18 protein-coding genes are annotated in these 17132 nt (G+C 61.3%); 8 read left to right on the plus strand and 10 right to left on the minus strand.

Annotated elements, in window-relative coordinates:
• Positions 1–25 precede the first annotated feature (25 nt).
• The 3 genes from K5K89_RS21365 to K5K89_RS21375 form a co-directional block, all read right to left on the minus strand.
• Positions 26–841, minus strand: coding sequence for a copper resistance protein B (locus tag K5K89_RS21365; RefSeq protein ID WP_222541742.1), 816 nt, complete (start codon positions 839–841; stop codon positions 26–28).
• A 10-nt stretch (positions 842–851) separates the two neighbouring features.
• Entirely contained in the window at positions 852–2558 is a 1707-nt protein-coding gene (locus K5K89_RS21370; protein ID WP_222540218.1) for a copper resistance system multicopper oxidase, read from the minus strand.
• A 125-nt stretch (positions 2559–2683) separates the two neighbouring features.
• On the minus strand, positions 2684–3073 hold the full coding sequence (locus K5K89_RS21375; RefSeq protein WP_071491344.1) for a transcriptional regulator: 390 nt from the start codon (positions 3071–3073) through the stop codon (positions 2684–2686).
• A gap of 154 nt (positions 3074–3227) precedes the next feature.
• On the opposite strand from K5K89_RS21375, the gene K5K89_RS21380 reads away from it, so the two are divergent.
• On the plus strand, positions 3228–3503 hold the full coding sequence (locus K5K89_RS21380) for a hypothetical protein (RefSeq protein ID WP_222540219.1): 276 nt from the start codon (positions 3228–3230) through the stop codon (positions 3501–3503).
• A 50-nt stretch (positions 3504–3553) separates the two neighbouring features.
• Here the strand turns inward: K5K89_RS21380 and K5K89_RS21385 are convergent, their stop codons facing one another.
• Complete coding sequence (locus K5K89_RS21385) at positions 3554–4900, minus strand: DEAD/DEAH box helicase (RefSeq protein WP_071491541.1); 1347 nt, start codon at positions 4898–4900, stop codon at positions 3554–3556.
• A gap of 193 nt (positions 4901–5093) precedes the next feature.
• Here K5K89_RS21385 and K5K89_RS21390 point away from each other — a divergent pair, with 193 nt between their 5' ends.
• Positions 5094–6392, plus strand: a complete 1299-nt coding sequence (locus K5K89_RS21390) for a mechanosensitive ion channel family protein (protein ID WP_092242872.1) — start codon at positions 5094–5096, stop codon at positions 6390–6392.
• On the opposite strand, the gene K5K89_RS21395 is transcribed toward K5K89_RS21390, so the two are convergent.
• From K5K89_RS21395 to K5K89_RS21405, 3 genes are all read right to left on the minus strand, one after another.
• Positions 6389–7258 carry a carboxylate/amino acid/amine transporter gene (locus K5K89_RS21395; RefSeq protein ID WP_222540220.1) on the minus strand — a complete coding sequence of 290 codons (870 nt, stop codon included), beginning with the start codon at positions 7256–7258 and terminating at the stop codon, positions 6389–6391. The genes K5K89_RS21390 and K5K89_RS21395 overlap by 4 nt on opposite strands.
• A gap of 202 nt (positions 7259–7460) precedes the next feature.
• The gene (locus K5K89_RS21400) at positions 7461–8060 is read right to left on the minus strand and encodes an FMN-dependent NADH-azoreductase (RefSeq protein ID WP_071491348.1); all 600 of its coding nucleotides are present in this window, start codon (positions 8058–8060) and stop codon (positions 7461–7463) included.
• 139 nt (positions 8061–8199) lie between these two features.
• The gene (locus tag K5K89_RS21405; RefSeq protein WP_058425359.1) at positions 8200–8514 is read right to left on the minus strand and encodes a hypothetical protein; all 315 of its coding nucleotides are present in this window, start codon (positions 8512–8514) and stop codon (positions 8200–8202) included.
• A gap of 49 nt (positions 8515–8563) precedes the next feature.
• Here K5K89_RS21405 and K5K89_RS21410 point away from each other — a divergent pair, with 49 nt between their 5' ends.
• The 5 genes from K5K89_RS21410 (at position 8564) to aqpZ (ending at position 13735) form a co-directional block, all read left to right on the plus strand.
• Positions 8564–9487, plus strand: a complete 924-nt coding sequence (locus K5K89_RS21410; RefSeq protein WP_071491349.1) for a LysR family transcriptional regulator — start codon at positions 8564–8566, stop codon at positions 9485–9487.
• A 14-nt stretch (positions 9488–9501) separates the two neighbouring features.
• Entirely contained in the window at positions 9502–10305 is an 804-nt protein-coding gene (locus K5K89_RS21415; RefSeq protein WP_222540221.1) for an alpha/beta fold hydrolase, read from the plus strand.
• 3 nt (positions 10306–10308) lie between these two features.
• Positions 10309–10872, plus strand: a complete 564-nt coding sequence (locus K5K89_RS21420; protein ID WP_071491351.1) for a peptidylprolyl isomerase — start codon at positions 10309–10311, stop codon at positions 10870–10872.
• 82 nt (positions 10873–10954) lie between these two features.
• On the plus strand, positions 10955–12787 hold the full coding sequence (locus K5K89_RS21425; protein WP_071491352.1) for an ABC transporter ATP-binding protein: 1833 nt from the start codon (positions 10955–10957) through the stop codon (positions 12785–12787).
• Between the two features lie 246 nt (positions 12788–13033).
• Complete coding sequence (aqpZ, locus tag K5K89_RS21430; RefSeq protein ID WP_093529419.1) at positions 13034–13735, plus strand: aquaporin Z; 702 nt, start codon at positions 13034–13036, stop codon at positions 13733–13735.
• 55 nt (positions 13736–13790) lie between these two features.
• On the opposite strand, the gene K5K89_RS21435 is transcribed toward aqpZ, so the two are convergent.
• The 3 genes from K5K89_RS21435 to K5K89_RS21445 form a co-directional block, all read right to left on the minus strand.
• On the minus strand, positions 13791–14039 hold the full coding sequence (locus K5K89_RS21435; RefSeq protein ID WP_222540222.1) for a BrnA antitoxin family protein: 249 nt from the start codon (positions 14037–14039) through the stop codon (positions 13791–13793).
• A 25-nt stretch (positions 14040–14064) separates the two neighbouring features.
• Positions 14065–14295: a BrnT family toxin gene (locus K5K89_RS21440; RefSeq protein ID WP_222540223.1), complete on the minus strand. Its 231-nt coding sequence runs from the start codon at positions 14293–14295 to the stop codon at positions 14065–14067.
• A gap of 76 nt (positions 14296–14371) precedes the next feature.
• Positions 14372–15496: a GNAT family N-acetyltransferase gene (locus tag K5K89_RS21445; protein WP_222540224.1), complete on the minus strand. Its 1125-nt coding sequence runs from the start codon at positions 15494–15496 to the stop codon at positions 14372–14374.
• 282 nt (positions 15497–15778) lie between these two features.
• On the opposite strand from K5K89_RS21445, the gene K5K89_RS21450 reads away from it, so the two are divergent.
• Positions 15779–17101 (plus strand): putative porin, encoded by a 1323-nt coding sequence (locus K5K89_RS21450; protein ID WP_028617432.1) that lies wholly within the window; start codon positions 15779–15781, stop codon positions 17099–17101.
• The last annotated feature ends 31 nt before the right edge of the window (positions 17102–17132 follow it).

Raw genomic sequence — 17132 nt, forward strand, 5'->3', positions numbered from 1 at the left:
AGTGAGTTATAGGATGGGTAAACCGTCAGAACCACAGACGCACACCGACCACCCAGCGCCATTGGCTGATGTCTTCGCCTTCATCCCGGGCGTATTGCGCGCTCTGGCCGTAGCTGCGGTTCCAGCTGACGCCCACATAGGGCGCGAACTCACGGCGTACTTCGTAACGCAACCTCAAACCCAGCTCACTGCCCGACAGGCCCGAACCGACGCCGCGCGGCGGATCGTTGCGTCCATAGAAGTTGAGTTCAGCGGTGGGCTGCAGGATCAGCCGGTTGGTCAGCAGGATGTCGTAGTCGCCTTCCAGGCGAGCAGCGGTACGACCCGCCTCACCGACAAACAACGTGGCTTCGGCTTCGAAGTTGTACAGCGCCATGCCCTGGGCGCCGAACGCCGCCCAGGTCTGGCCGTCGCCCGGTTTGAAGTCATGGCGCACGCCGCCCATCAGGTCCCACCACGGGCTGATGGCGTGCCCCCACAGGGCCTGGACCTCGGCACTTTCAGTGCGGCCGGCACTGCGCTCGCCTTCACTGCGCAGCCACAGACGGTCGATATCGCCGCCAACCCAGCCTTTGATATCCCAGTTCAGCGCGCCTGCACCGTCACCGCCCTGCCATTCCAACTGGTTGATCAGCAGCAGCGAATTGACGCCACTGTCATGAACCCTGTGCCCACCGGGGGCGTTGTACACCGCCGCGCGATCAGCATCGGTCAGCGCCGGGATCGGTGTCCGGCTCTCGGTGAGCGCCGGTGTCGCCGGGCTCATGCCCTGGAACTCGTCGGCCTGCACCAACGGAGCGAACGCCAGCCCGATAAAGGCGAATAAAACACGATGGCTCATGCTTGCGTCCTTACTCATGCACGCGCACCTCTCGGAACATGCCCATTTCCATGTGGTACAGCAGGTGGCAGTGATAGGCCCAGCGCCCCAGCGCATCGGCGGTTACCCGGTAGCTGCGCCGCGAGCCCGGCGGCATGTCGATGGTGTGCTTGCGCACCTGGAACTGGCCGTTTTCATCCTCCAGATCACTCCACAAGCCATGCAGATGAATGGGATGGCTCATCATGGTGTCGTTGACCAGCACCAGCCGGACCCGCTCGCCATAGGTCAATTGCAAGGGTTCGGCGTCGGAGAACTTCACGCCATTGAACGACCAGGCGAACTTCTCCATGTGCCCGGTGAGGTGCAGCTCAAGGGTGCGGCTGGGGTCGCGGCCGTCAGGGTCTTCAAAGGTGCTGCGCAAGTCGGCGTAAGTCAGGACACGCCGGCCGTTGTTGCGCAGGCCGATGCCGGGGTCGTCGAGCTTGGGCACCGGGTTCATGGCCTGCATGTCCACCAGCGGGTTGCCTTGCTCGCTGGCCGGATGGGCCTGCATCGACATGGCGCGGTGATCCATGCCCGCCATGTCCGGCATATCCGCCATGGCGCCGTGGTCCATGCCGCCCATGCCCATGTCGTCCATGGTGATCCAGGGGCGCGGGTCCAGCGCCGGCACCGACGCGATTGCTCCCGCTTGAAGGGCCAGCGTGCCGCGGGCGTAACCACTGCGGTCCATCGACTGCGCAAACAGGAGGTAGGCGGCCGCGGTAGGTTCGACCAGCACATCAAAGGTCTCCGCCACGGCAATGCGGAACTCATCGACACTCACTGGCTGCACCGGCTGGCCATCGGCGGCGATCACCGTCATTTTCAGCCCCGGGATGCGCACATCGAAATAGCTCATCGCCGAGCCGTTGATGAAGCGCAGGCGCAGGGTCTCGCCCGCCCGGAACAGGCCAGTCCAGTTGCGTTCCGGTGGCTGGCCGTTGAGCAGGTAGGTGTAGGTCTCGCCGCTGACGTCGGCCAGGTCGGTGGGGTTCATCTTCATCTGCGCCCACATCAGGCGATCGGCGGCGGTGGCCGACCAGCCCTGCTTGCCCACATCCCGCACGAAATCGCCCACGGTGGGTTTGTGCAGGTTGTAGTAGTCGGACTGTTTCTTGAGGGTTTTCATCAGCGCAACCGGGTCTTCATCGGTCCAGTCCGACAGCATCACCACGTAGTCACGTTGGTAAGTGAAGGGCTCGGGCTCCCTGGGATCGATCACCAACGGGCCATACACGCCCTGCTGCTCCTGAAACCCCGAGTGGCTGTGGTACCAGTAGGTGCCGTGCTGCTTGAGCGTGAACTGGTAGACAAACACCCCACCCGGCTCGATGCCCTTGAAGCTCAAGCCCGGCACACCGTCCATGGACGACGGCAGGAGAATGCCGTGCCAGTGGATCGACGTCGGCTCGGCCAGGCGGTTCTTCACGCGCACGGTGACCGTGTCGCCTTCGCGCCAGCGCAGCAAGGGGCCAGGCAGGCTGCCGTTGATAGTCAGCGCGGTACGGTTGCGACCGGTGAGGTTGACTGGCATCTGGTCGATGAACAAATCAAATTCGGTACCCGCCAGCACGGTGGGCTGGCCGGGACTGGTGAGCGCCCAGACCGGGCTGCGCCAGAGCCCTAGCCCGCTGAGCAAGCCGCCGGCGGCCAGGCCTTTGACGAAGGTTCGTCGGGTAGTGGTGGAGTGCATGCCGATTCAATTCCATGGGTTGAATGGCAGCAGATTAGGCAGGGCCGGCTGTCAGCCAGCTTAGCGGCAGATTACCGATCTGACAGTTTCGCCCGGCACCGTACTCGGTGCCGGAGCGTAGGGGGTCAGGCGATCTGCGCCTTGGAGGCCACTTCGGCAAAGGTCGTTGGGTCCAGTGCATCCGCCTGTTCGTCCAGCACCTGGCGCGGGTGATCATTGCCCGGGATCGAACTGTCGATCAGCGCCAACAGCTGCGCGCCGAGCGGAGTCAGGATGAAATTCTCACCATTGCCGCCCTCCTCTTCAGGGCGCGACTCGATGAAGCCGCGCTTGAACAACAGCGCTTCATAATCTGCCGCGGTCTTCTTGAGCGCGTCCAGGTTACCGGTGGGCTCGCCCGCGGTGGCCTTCTCGGCCGCTTCCTGCTCGGCGTATTTGCGTGGGGCGAAGCTGCCCTCGCCGTTCTGCACTTCATGCAGCAGACGTTCGATCAGATCCCAGTTGTAAGTCGTCATCCTGATTCCTCCTGCAGGCGGGTGGAAAATAGCCTGTCTAGAGGTGTGACACGCCCTGTCGGTCACCGTTCAGCCGAATAGACGGACGTCATTTCTCTGAACTTTCCAGACGTTCGCGGCCTCAACAGCTCATATCCGCCAAGGAGGTGTGCCCATGAAAACCCTGATTAACCTGGTCGTCGCGGCCGCGCTGTTGAGCGCCCTGCCCGCCTGGGCCTGTACGCCCGACGAAGCCACGACCAAACGCGAGCAATTGGCTCAGGAAGTGACCAGGCTGACCGAGCAGAATCCGACCAAGGCCAAGGAGATCAACGACGAACTGCAGAAGATGGACCTGGATACGCAAAGCGCGGAGTTCCCCGACAAATGCCAGTTGATCGACGCCCGGCTCAAGGAACTCAAGGAAGCCGCCGCCAAAGCCAAAGACTGAGGGCATAAAAAAACCGGACAATCGTCCGGTTTTTTCACATCACCCGCGCCTTATTCGGCAGCCGGGGCTTGCGGCTTGCGGCGCTTGAGCGGTGCCATGCCGTCCTTGCTGACGAGCGACAAGTTGTCGGTCTTAGGCCGGTTGGCGATCTTGCGCTTGGTGGGCGACTTGGCGCCGGTTTTCTTCTTGTCGCCCTTGGCGTCGGTCTTTTTCTTCTTCACGCCAACGGCCTTGCCCGAGGCCTTGACCTTCTTCGGCCCGGTGTAGGTGCCTTTGACTTCCTTGATGGTACGGCGCTCGAACGACTGCTTGAGGTAGCGCTCGATGCTCGACATCAGGTTCCAGTCGCCGTGGCAGATCAGCGAGATGGCCAGGCCATCGTTGCCGGCACGCCCGGTACGCCCGATACGGTGCACGTATTCGTCGCCGCTGCGGGGCATGTCGAAGTTGATCACCAGGTCCAGGCCGTCCACGTCCAGGCCGCGTGCGGCAACGTCGGTGGCCACCAGGATCTTCACGCCGCCGGCCTTGAGGCGGTCGATGGCCAGCTTGCGGTCCTTCTGGTCTTTCTCGCCGTGCAGCACGAACGCCTTGTATTCCTGGGCCACCAGGCGGCCGTAGATGCGGTCGGCGGCGGCGCGGGTGTTGGTGAACACAATGGCTTTCTGATAGGTCTCGTTGGCCAGCAGCCAATTGAGGATCTGCTCTTTATGCACGTTGTGGTCGGCGGTGACGATCTGCTGGCGCGTGGTCGCGTTCAGGTCGCTGACGTTGTTGACCTGCAGGTGCTCAGGATTGTTCAGCACCTTGGCGACCATCTCGCGCAGGGTGGAACCGCCGGTGGTGGCGGAGAACAGCATGGTCTGCTGGCGGTTGACGCACTCGCCCACCAGGCGCTGTACATCGTCGGCAAAGCCCATGTCGAGCATGCGGTCGGCTTCGTCCAGCACCAGCACTTCGACTTCCTTGAGGTCGAGGTTGCCGGCGTTGAGCTGCTCGATCATGCGCCCCGGGGTGCCGATCAGGATGTCCGGCACCTTGCGCAGCATGGCGGCCTGGACCTTGAAGTCTTCACCGCCGGTGATGATGCCGGACTTGATGAAGGTGAACTGGGAGAAGCGCTCGACTTCCTTCAAGGTCTGCTGGGCCAGCTCGCGGGTCGGCAGCAGGATCAGGGTCTTGATGCTGACGCGCACTTTGGCCGGACCGATCAGGCGGTTCAGCACAGGCAGGACAAAAGCGGCGGTCTTGCCACTCCCGGTTTGAGCTGTCACCCGCAGGTCACGCCCTTCGAGCGCGAGCGGGATGGCCGCTGCCTGCACAGGCGTAGGCTCGACAAATTTAAGCTCGGCCACGGCTTTGAGCAGGCGTTCGTGCAGGGCGAATTGGGAAAACACGGGTGCTACCTCGAAGAAATACAAAAAATCAGCTGCATAGGTTACCGGTTTCGGGCGCCCAAACCGAGTTTCTTTACGTGAACGGTGTGAATCGGCCGCTTTTTTGTCAGGACATTTGTCCATGGCGTCAACTTTGTTGCACTTAAATGCTCTAATCGCCCCGTCTTGTCCCACAGAAGAATCGGTTTCACCCATGGATATCAAACAGCTCTGGCTCAACGCCCAGGACCTCTGGGGCGCCCTCGACGAACACCCGCTGCTGCACGCCAGCCTCGGCTTGCTGGTATTGCTGGTGGTGGCCCTGGTGCTCGGACGGGTGGCGCGCTACCTCATCCTCCACGCCGTCAAACTGCTTGGCCGGCAACCGTCCCTGCACTGGCTCAACGACCTGCGGCACAACAAGGTCTTCCATCGCCTGGCGCAGATGACGCCGTCACTGGTGATCCAGTTCGGCCTGTACCTGGTGCCGGACCTGAGCAAGACCGCCATCCTGTTCATCGGCAACGTGGCCCTGGCGCTGACCATCCTGTTCCTGGTGCTGGCCATCAGCGCCCTGCTCAACGCCCTGCTGGACATCTACGCCCGCACCGAACACGCGCGCACCCGCTCGATCAAGGGCTATGTGCAGTTGGCGAAGATGGTGCTGTTCGTGTTTGGCGCGATCATCATCGTCGCCACCCTGATCGACCGCTCGCCGCTGTTGCTGCTGTCGGGGCTGGGTGCGATGTCGGCGGTGATCCTGTTGGTGTACAAGGACACGTTGCTGTCGTTCGTCGCCAGCGTGCAGTTGACCAGCAACGACATGCTGCGGGTCGGCGACTGGATCGAAATGCCCCAAGTCGGCGCTGATGGTGATGTGGTGGACATCACGTTGCACACGGTCAAGGTGCAGAACTTCGACAAGACCATCGTTTCCATCCCCACCTGGCGCCTGATGTCCGAGTCGTTCAAGAACTGGCGCGGCATGCAGGCCTCCGGCGGGCGCCGCATCAAGCGCAGCCTGTTCATCGACGCCAGCGGCGTGCGCTTCCTGCGCGACGACGAAGAACTGCGCATGACCCAGGTGCACCTGCTCACCGACTACATCGGGCGAAAACAGGCCGAACTCAAGGCCTGGAACGAAGCCCAGGGCCACAGCGCGCAACTGTCGGCCAACCGCCGCCGCATGACCAACCTCGGCACCTTCCGCGCCTATGCCCTGGCCTACCTGAAAAGCCACCCGGACATCCAGCCGAACATGACCTGCATGGTGCGCCAGATGCAGACCACTGCCCAGGGCGTGCCGCTGGAGATCTACTGCTTCACCCGCACCACGGCATGGGCCGATTACGAGCGGATCCAGGGGGATATCTTTGATTACCTGCTGGCGGTGTTGCCGGAATTTGGCTTGAGTCTGTATCAGCAGCCGAGTGGCAATGACTTGCGCGCCGGGGTGTTGCCGGCGGTGTTGGGGGCCAGTCATTTGCCGGCCCCTGAAAGTCGCGCTGGCTAAACCAGGGAGCGGTTGGGCGCCTTCGCGCCCAACCGACTGATCCACACCGCCCCCAGAATCACCACCCCACCCAACGCCAACCGCCCCAGTGGTTCATGCTGGTTCCAGATCAGCAAATTCAGCAGCAACCCCACCGGCACATGCAGGTTATTCATCACCGCCAGGGTGCCACCCTGCACCAGGCAGGCGCCCTTGTTCCACCAGTACATGCCCAGCGCCGTACTGACCAGGCCAAGGAACACCAGCACGCCCCATTGCAGCGGCGCCTCCGGCAGGAAGTCAGCCTTGCCGAACAGCAGGAACGCCGGCAATACCACCAGCAACGCGCCGAGGTAGAAGTAGCCGAAGCGCCGGTAGTGCGGCAGAGTGCTCGGGTAGCGCGCCACCAGGTGCTTGTACATCACCTGGCCGGCGGCGTAGGTGAAGTTGGCCAGTTGCAGCAGCAGGAAACCGCCAAGGAAATGCGGGGTGATCTGGTCGAAGCGAATCACCGCTGCGCCTGCTACCGCCACGAGTGCGGCGACCAGTGCCCAGGGGTTGAAGCGACGGTTGAGGGCGTCCTCGATGAGGGTCACGTGCAACGGCGTGAGAATGGTGAACAGCAGCACTTCCGGCACGGTGAGCACACGAAAGCTCAAGTACAGGCACACGTAGGTCACGCCGAACTGCAGCGCGCCGATCACCAGCATGCCGCGCATGAAGGCCGGCTCCACCGAGCGCCAGCGGGTCAGCGGGATGAACACCAGCCCGGCCAGCAGCACACGCACCAGCACGGCGAAGTAGCTGTCGACGTGACCGGCGAGGTATTCGCCGATCAAGCTGAAGGAAAATGCCTGAATCAGGGTAACAATCAGTAAGTAGCCCATGCGCGCCTCGTTTCGAATGGGCGGGACATTAAAGGTTTTCGACGGTTGAAGAAACTCGGGGCAAAAAAAACCCGACCTCGCTAAAGCGTCAGTCGGGCGGTAGCACTCAGGAGCAAAAGTGCAAAGGGAGGTTCGTTACGCGTACTTGAAGGGTTGGCGTGGAGCGATATAAACACTGCGCGATTATGTGACGATTAAAGGATCAAGCCACCTGGGCCAGCAGCGCCTTGGCGTGGTTGATGCCCTTTTCCTGGAAGTCACCGCTCAGGTTCACCCCTTCGGCATGAATGAACGTGACGTCATGAATCCCGATGAAGGCCATGACCTGACGCAGGTACGGTTCCTGGTGATCGGAGCTGGCGCCGGTGTGGATGCCGCCGCGAGCGGTGAGCACGATGGCGCGCTTGCCGGTCAGCAGACCCTGAGGGCCGGTGGCGGTGTACTTGAAGGTCACACCCGCACGCAACACGTGGTCCAGCCAGGCTTTGAGGGTGCTGGGGATTGCGAAGTTGTACATCGGCGCAGCCATCACCAGGACGTCGGCGGCGAGCAATTCGTCGGTCAATGCGTTGGAGCGATCCAGGGACGCCTGTTCGTCGGCGTTGCGCTGATCGGCCGGCTTCATCCAGCCGCCGAGCAGGTTGGCATCCAGGTGTGGAACCGGGTTGAGCGCCACGTCACGCACGGTGATCTGATCTGTCGGGTGAGCGGCCTGCCATTGGCTGATGAATTGCTGGGTCAGTTGGCGGGAAATCGAATCCTGCTGGCGAGCGCTGCTTTCGATGATCAGAACGTTGGACATGGCGTTGTAGGCTCCATCTGTAATTGCTGTGAGTCGATGGAGTGAAGATTAAACAGAGCCAATTCGATTAAAAAGCGCAAAAAACTGCTATAACCCATCTATAAATTTGTTCAAAGGCGGAGCATGCTCCGCTCTCGGCTTATTTCGGCGTGCAGGCCAGGGCAATACGCATCTTGATAATGGCGCGGTTGAACTTGACCGTGGTGTTGGTGCTTTTGCCCGCCGGCACCGTGACAGTGCGGCGACGCGGCGATTCCGGGCCGTTGGTGAAGGTTACCGAGCACACGGCATCGTGCGTGCCGTAGTTATTGAGTTGGATCGAGCTGATGTCGCCGTCCACGTCAGAGGCGGTGTAATCGATGCTCACGCCGTCGATCTTCTTGGTCACGTCAATGGGGTAGGCAAACGCACTCATCGGCAGCAGCGCCAGCAACACACAACAGAATTTTCTCATTCGGCAGTCTCCAATAAGGACAGCCAGCTTAGGACAAGAGGAGCCCATCTTGAAAGCGCCCCGCGTTACCCTCGATCAATGGCGCACGCTGCAGGCCGTGGTCGACCATGGCGGCTTCGCCCAGGCGGCCGAAGCGCTGCACCGTTCGCAGTCCTCGGTGAGCTACACCGTGGCCCGCATGCAGGACCAGCTTGGCGTACCGCTGTTGCGCATTGACGGGCGCAAGGCGGTACTCACCGACGCTGGTGAAGTGCTGTTGCGCCGCTCCCGGCAACTGGTGAAAAACGCCAGCCAGTTGGAGGACCTTGCCCACCATATGGAGCAGGGCTGGGAAGCCGAAGTGCGCCTGGTGGTGGACGCGGCCTATCCGAATGCGCGCCTGGTGCGCGCTCTTTCCGCCTTCATGCCCCAGAGCCGTGGCTGCCGCGTGCGCCTGCGGGAAGAAGTGTTGTCTGGCGTTGAAGAGTTGCTGATGGAAGGCGTCGCCGACCTGGCGATCTGCGGGTTCAGTATCCCCGGCTACCTGGGCACGGAAATGAGCGATGTGGAGTTTGTCGCAGTGGCCCATCCCGAGCACACGCTGCACCGCATGAACCGCGAACTGAGCTTCCAGGACCTGGAAAGCCAGATGCAGGTGGTGATCCGCGACTCCGGCCGCCAGCAACCGCGCGATGTGGGTTGGCTCGGCGCCGAACAGCGCTGGACCGTCGGCAGTCTTGCCACCGCCGCCGCCTTTGTCGGCAGCGGCCTGGGCTTTGCCTGGTTGCCCCGGCACATGATCGAGCGCGAACTCGCCGAAGGCGTTCTCAAGCAACTGCCGCTGGAACAGGGCGGTAGCCGCCACCCCACGTTCTACCTGTATTCAAACAAGGACAAACCCCTGGGGCCTGCCACGCAGATCCTCGTGGAACTGCTGCGCACCTTTGACACCGCACCGCTGGACGCGCCTTTCGCCGCCCCCCGGCAAGCCTGAAACGGAGTTCGCCCATGGCCTGGTTCGACCATGAAGGATGCAGCCTGCACTACGAGGAATATGGCCACGGCACGCCGCTGGTGCTGATCCACGGCCTGGGCTCCAGCAGCCAGGACTGGGAACTGCAGATTCCAGTGCTGGCCCGGCATTACCGCCTGGTCGTGGTGGACGTGCGCGGTCACGGCCGCTCGGACAAACCGCGCGAACGCTACAGCATCCCGGGTTTCACCTACGACCTGATCGCCTTGTTCGAACACCTGGACCTGCCACCGGCCCACGTGGTGGGCTTGTCCATGGGTGGCATGATCGCTTTCCAACTGGCCGTGGACGAACCGGCGTGGGTCAAGAGCCTGTGCATCGTCAACAGCGCCCCCGAGGTCAAGGTGCGCAGTGCCGATGATTACTGGCAGTGGGCCAAGCGCTGGAGCCTGGCACGCTTGCTGAGCCTCTCCACAATCGGCAAGGCGTTGGGCGAGCGGCTCTTCCCAAAACCGCACCAGGCCGACCTGCGCCGCAAAATGGCCGAACGCTGGGCAAAGAACGACAAACGTGCTTATCTCGCCAGCTTCGATGCGATTGTGGGATGGGGGGTGCAGGAACATCTTTCGCGCATTACCTGTCCTACGCTGGTCATCAGCGCCGACCACGACTACACCCCTGTGGCGCAGAAACAAAACTATGTAAAACTGCTGCCCGATGCGCGACTGGTGGTGATAGAAGATTCCCGCCATGCCACGCCCTTGGATCAACCCGAAGTCTTTAACGCAACCTTGCTCGAATTTCTAAAGACAGTCGAAACCACTACCCAGGATCACTGACCCATGCTGAAAAAAATCGCCTTCTTTGCCGGTTCTGTTCTGTTCGCCGCCAACCTGATGGCCGCCGAGCCCGCCAAGGCGCCCCACGTATTGATCACCACCACCAACGGCGACATCGAGATCGAACTGGACCCGGTCAAGGCGCCGATCAGCACCAAGAACTTCCTGGCCTATGTCGACAAGGGCTTCTACACCAACACGATTTTCCACCGTGTGATCCCGGGTTTCATGGTCCAGGGCGGCGGGTTCACCGCGCAGATGGCGCAGAAGCCGACTGACGCGCCAATCAAGAACGAAGCCAGCAACGGCCTGCATAACGTACGTGGCACCTTGTCGATGGCGCGCACCAATGATCCGAATTCGGCCACCAGCCAATTCTTCATCAACGTCGCCGACAATGCCTTCCTCGACCCAGGCCGCGATGCCGGTTACGCCGTGTTCGCCAAAGTGGTCAAGGGCATGGATGTGGTCGACATCATCGTCAACTCCCAGACCACTACCAAGCAAGGCATGCAGAACGTGCCAATCGATCCTGTCGTGATCAAGTCGGCCAAGCGCCTCGACTGAGCCTGGCAGGCAGTTCCGCGCGCAGCCCACAAGGCTGCGTGCGCATTTGAAAGGAGAGCCCGCACGGCGGGCGTCATACCTAATGCTCTATCGTCGCTTTGAACAACTGATCGACATCTTCCGCGACGCCCCCAGCGCCGCCCCGCCTGATAAAGTCCTGCCCTTCTACCTCTACTACCTGCGCCAGGTGTGGCCGCATTTCGCCGCCTTGCTGGTGGTGGGCCTGATCGGCGCGCTGATCGAAGTGGCGCTGTTCAGCTACCTGAGCCGCATCATCGACCTCGCCCAAGGCACGCCGCCCGCCGACTTCTTTCAGGTGCACAGCACCGAGCTGATCTGGATGGCCGTGGTCGCCCTGTTGCTGCGCCCGATCTTCGGCGCCCTGCATGACCTGCTGGTGCACCAGACCATCAGTCCCGGCATGACCAGCCTGATCCGCTGGCAGAACCACAGCTACGTGCTCAAGCAGAGCCTGAATTTCTTCCAGAACGACTTCGCCGGGCGTATTGCCCAGCGCATCATGCAAACCGGCAACTCCCTGCGCGACTCTGCCGTGGCGGCGGTGGATGCGATCTGGCACGTGGCGATCTACGCCATCAGCTCCCTGGTGCTGTTTGCCGAGGCCGACTGGCGCCTGATGATCCCGCTGGTGACCTGGATCCTCTGCTACAGCCTGGCGCTGCGCTACTTTGTGCCAAGGGTGAAGGAGCGCTCGGTGATTTCCTCCGAGGCGCGCTCCAAATTGATGGGCCGCATCGTCGATGGCTACACCAACATCACCACCTTGAAGCTGTTCGCCCATACCCGCTATGAGCAGGAATATGCCAAGGAAGCGATCATCGAGCAGACCGAAAAAACCCAGCTGGCCAGCCGCGTGGTCACCAGCATGGACATCGTGATCACCACCATGAACGGCCTGCTGATCGTGACCACCACCGGCCTGGCGCTGTGGCTGTGGACGCAGTCGCTGATTTCCGTTGGCGCGATCGCCCTGGCCACCGGCCTGGTGATCCGTATCGTCAACATGTCCGGCTGGATCATGTGGGTGGTCAACGGCATTTTCGAAAACATCGGCCAGGTGCAGGATGGCCTGAAGACCATTGCCCAGCCGCTGGCCGTGATCGACCGCGACAAAGCCCCGCGCCTGAGCGTGCCCCATGGCGAAGTGCGTTTCGAGCAGGTTGATTTCCACTATGGCAAGAAGAGCGGGATCATTGGCGGCCTCAACCTTGAGATCAAGGCCGGTGAAAAGATCGGCCTGATCGGCCCGTCCGGTGCGGGCAAGTCGACCCTGGTCAACCTGCTGCTGCGCCTGTACGACCTGCAAGGCGGGCGTATCCTGATCGACGGCCAGAACATCGCCGACGTCGCCCAGGAAAGCTTGCGCGAACAGATCGGCATGATCACCCAGGACACGTCGCTGCTGCACCGCTCGATCCGCGACAACCTGCTGTACGGCAAGCCCGATGCCACCGACGAAGAACTCTGGGCCGCCGTGCACAAGGCGCGCGCGGATGAGTTCATCCCATTACTGTCGGACTCCGAAGGCCGCACCGGGCTGGATGCGCATGTCGGTGAGCGCGGCGTGAAACTCTCCGGCGGGCAGCGTCAACGTATCGCCATCGCCCGCGTACTGCTCAAGGACGCGCCGATCCTGATCATGGACGAAGCCACCTCAGCGCTGGACTCGGAAGTGGAAGCCGCGATCCAGGAAAGCCTGGAAACCCTGATGCAGGGCAAGACCGTGATCGCGATTGCCCACCGCTTGTCGACCATTGCGCGGATGGACCGCCTGGTGGTGCTGGAGAAAGGCCAGATTGCCGAAAGCGGCAGCCATGCCGAACTGCTGGCCCATGGTGGGTTGTATGCACGGTTGTGGCAGCACCAGACCGGCGGCTTCGTCGGCATCGACTGATCCTTACAACCCCTTTCCGATCCAACCTGTGGGAGGGGGCTTGCCCCCGATAGCGGCAGATCAGTCACCGGATACAGCGACTGATACTCCGCCATCGGGGCCAAGCCCCCTCCCACATTAGAGCCCTGGATTTGTGCCATAGCCGTGCTGTACTCAGTGCAGTGCCCAGACGGGCGCTGAAGTAAATCTGCAGGGAGCATCACTGATTTACTGATTGGGTAGAGCGATCTATCAAGGACGGGTTGCATGTCTTTGTTCAAGCGTTCAGTCACAGAGGGGTTGGGTACGTTTTGGCTGGTGTTGGGCGGGTGCGGGAGTGCGGTGCTGGCCGCGGCGTTTCCCGCAGTCGGGATCGGGTTGTTGGGCGTGTCCCTGGCCTTCGGGCTCACGGTGCTGACCATGGCGGTGGCCATCGGGCATATCAGCGGTTGTCACCTCAACCCGGCAGTATCGGTGGGGCTGGTAGTGGGCGGAAGGTTTCCGGCCAGGGAGTTACCGGCGTACATCGTCGCGCAGGTGGTCGGTGGCACGGTCGCCGCTGCGTTGCTGTACTTCATTGCCAGCGGCAAGCCGGGGTTCGAACTGGCATCGGGCCTGGCGTCCAACGGCTATGGCGAGCATTCGCCCGGCGGGTATTCACTGGCGGCGGGGTTTGTGTGTGAGCTGGTGATGACGGCCATGTTTGTGGTGATCATTCTGGGCGCCACCGACCGCCGCGTCCCCAAGGGCGTGGCACCCTGCGCCATCGGCCTGGCCCTGACCCTGATCCACTTGATCTCCATTCCCGTGACCAATACCTCGGTCAACCCGGCCCGCAGTACCGGCCCGGCACTGATCGTCGGCGGGTGGGCGATCCAGCAATTGTGGATGTTCTGGCTCGCGCCGATCCTGGGTGCGGTGATCGGTGGGTTCACTTATCGATGGCTGGGCAAGGAGGCGCCGGGCTGACGCAAACGGGTTCAGCCCTGCCGATAAGGCAGGGCTGCCCTTATCGGACAGCCATTCACCCTTGATGGGCCTGCATGTACTGACGCAATAGCTGGTTAATACGCGTCTGGTAACCAGATCCTTGATCTTTGAACCACTCCAGTACATCAGCGTCCAGCCTGATAGTGACCGCCTGCTTCACTGGAACACGTAAATCGGCATGCCGGAAAAAATCGGCATCCAGCTCAGGAATATCGCTGGTATCGATCTCGTTATCATTCATTTTGGCCAAGCGCTCCCAGTCAGTTTTCGATGTTTGCGTCATAGTATTTGGCCTCCTTCTTGGTTGCTTATCGGGCAGAAATGATGCGAATCACACCACCATGCCGCTCGGTATATACGACCACACCCACTAACAATTTGATCCAGCCAATACTGATCCAACGCTCTTCGCCATAATCCGCTCGATCATCGCGTAAGGCCAGCATCGGGTGCCTGAAGATATCTGGAACGTCATTGAAATCGATGCCGTGTTTAACAATATTGGCTTTATTTTTGGATTCATCCCACTCAAATAGCATGGCACGACCTGTATGTACTTTTGTACATACAGATAGCAATTTCAGCCTTGCCTGGAAGCGCCACAAGACCAGCGGCTCAGCCCTGCCGATAAGGCAGGGCTGCCCTTGCCTCCTGTGCATACGCCACGATCCCCATCCGTTCACGCTCGAGAAAATCCTCCACGGCATTCTTCAATCCCGGATGGCGCAGGTAGTGCCACGACCGCGTGATCACCGGCTCGAACCCACGGATCAACTTGTGCTCGCCCTGCGCGCCCGCGTCGAAGCGTTGCAGGCCGTGGGCGATGGCGTAGTCCATGCCCTGGTAGAAGCAGGTTTCGAAGTGCAGGCGATCAAACTCTGCCAGGCAACCCCAGTAGCGGCCGTAGAAACTGTCGCCGCCGAGCAGGCTGAAGGCCATGGCTACCGGACGCGAGCCTTGCTTGGCCAGTACCACGCGGATCGCTTCGGGCATGCGCTCGGCCAGCAGGCTGAAAAAAGCGCGGGTCAGGTAGGGAGATTGGCGGCGCACGGCATAGGTGTTGGCGTAGCAGGCGTAGACAAAATCCCACTGCGCCTCGCTCAGTTCATGGCCTTGCAGCCACTCGAAATCGATCCCCTGCCCCGCCACTTGTTCGCGCTCCTTGCGCATCTGTTTGCGCTTGCGCGAACTCAAGGCGTCGAGGAAGTCCTGGAAGTCGCGGTAGCTCCGGTTCTGCCAGTGATACTGACAGCCCAGGCGTTGCAACCAGCCCGCTTGCCGGGCCAGTGCAGCATCGGCCAGATCATCCGTGAAGTTGATATGGGCGCTGGAAAGCCCCTCGATCTCGAGGTAACCCGGCAGGCTCTTGAGCAGCTCAAAACCGTCATCGGCACTCGCGGCCAATAAGCGCGGACCGCTGACCGGGCTGAAGGGCACCGCCGTGAGCAACTTGGGGTAATAGTCGATACCGGCGCGCTCGCAGGCATCAGCCCAGCCGTGATCGAACACGTACTCGCCATAGGAATGCCATTTGCGATAGCTGGGCAACGCCGCCACCAGCCGCTCACCCTCCCAGTGCAGCAAATGCTCCGGCTGCCAGCCAGATTGCGGGCCCAGGCTGGCGCTGTCTTCCAAGGCACTCAGGAACGCATGCCGCACGAACGGCTGCCCCTGCGGCACCAGCGCATCCCAGGCTTGCGGGGCGATTTCGGACAGGCTGTCCAGGCGTTGCAGCGGCATCGGCATCCTCACTGGTTCGGGGCGTGAAAGCCTGGCGAGTATCGCCGATTGCCAGCCCTGGCACATCCCCGATTCGCACGACAAGGCTCTAAACCAATAGTTCCGAATATAAATAATTTGTCATCTAGATGACATCACTTCGCCACTGCGTCGTCATAAACGGTCGCGATACTGACGCCTGTTTTTAGAGCGCCTGGTTCTACCCGGCGGCTATTTTCCGTCCGTCATCGGTCGGTTGTGTCCTGGATGGTTTGCCATCCCTCCTCACTTTCGGAGATTGATATGCGTCTTGCTTCCACTAAAACTGCGGCGGTCCTGTGCGGCGGCCTGTTACTGGCCCTGAGCGTTCCGGCCAGCGCTGCAGTCGACGCTAAATTGCTCGACATGCTCAAGGCCAACGGCCAGATCACCGCAGCGCAGTACACCGAACTGCAAAGCGAATTGGCCAAAGACCAGAAAGAACAGCAGATCGCACGGCAAGCTCAACAAGAGACCAACGAACAGATCGCGGCCACCGCGAAGAAAACCAATGAGCTGAGCAGCTTTGACCAGAAGCTGGCCTGGGCCGCCAAGACTCAGTTCAAGGGTGACGTACGTTTCCGTCAGGAAACCGTGAAAATCCAGGGCGAATCCAACAACGGCGGCCGCGACAAGGACCGTCAGCGCATCCGTGCCCGCCTGGGCGCCTACACCGAGATCAACTCGCAGGTCGACACCGGTATCCGTATTGCCACCGGCAGCAGCGACGATGCGCGCTCGACCAACCAGGACCAGGACAACTATTTCGACAAGAAGTCGATCTGGCTGGACCTTGGCTACATCGACTACCACCCGGACCAGATCAAGAACCTGCACGTGATCGGCGGCAAGATGCTGCAACCGTGGGTGAACATGGGCGACGTCATCTGGGATAGCGACATCAACCCTGAAGGTCTGGCCCTGACCTACAAATACCCATTGGGCAGCAGCGCCGAACTGTTCGGCAGCCTCGGCAACTACAACCTCAAGGACAACGTCGACGGCGACGGCGTGCAGTTCCGTCACGACCTGCGCCTGACCTCTGGCCAGTTGGGCACACGCTTCTCGGTCACCGACAACCTGAAAATGACCCTGGGCGGCAGCGTCTACGCCTACCAGAATGACAAGGACAGCCGTTGCACAACCACCACCACGCCTTGCGCACTGGCGGTCAACGGTAACTCGGCCGACAACCAGTTCCGCCTGTATGAAGGATTTGCCCAAGCCGACATCGGCGGCCTGGCTGTACCGCTGGCGTTCTACGGCCAGTACGTGAAAAACAACGACGCCGTGACCGACCAAGACACCGCCTGGCTGATCGGCGCCAAGTCGAAAGTGTTCGGTTTCAACCTGGACTACAACTACCGCGACATTCAGCGTAATGCCGTGGTGGGTGCCTTCACCGATTCGGACTTCGCCAACGGCACCACCGGTTCGCGCGGTCACAAGATGAAGGTCAGCTACGACATCGACAAGAACTTCGCCCTCGGTGCCACGTACTTCCTGACCAAGGCCGACTACGCCAGCCGCACCCAGCGTGATGCCAACACCAACACCCTGCAGCTGGATGCAGAAGCCAAGTTCTAACAGTAAGTGTTGAAAGCCTTGGGCCAGGACG

This window comes from Pseudomonas sp. DR208, from assembly GCF_019823005.1.
Lineage (GTDB): Bacteria > Pseudomonadota > Gammaproteobacteria > Pseudomonadales > Pseudomonadaceae > Aquipseudomonas > Aquipseudomonas extremorientalis.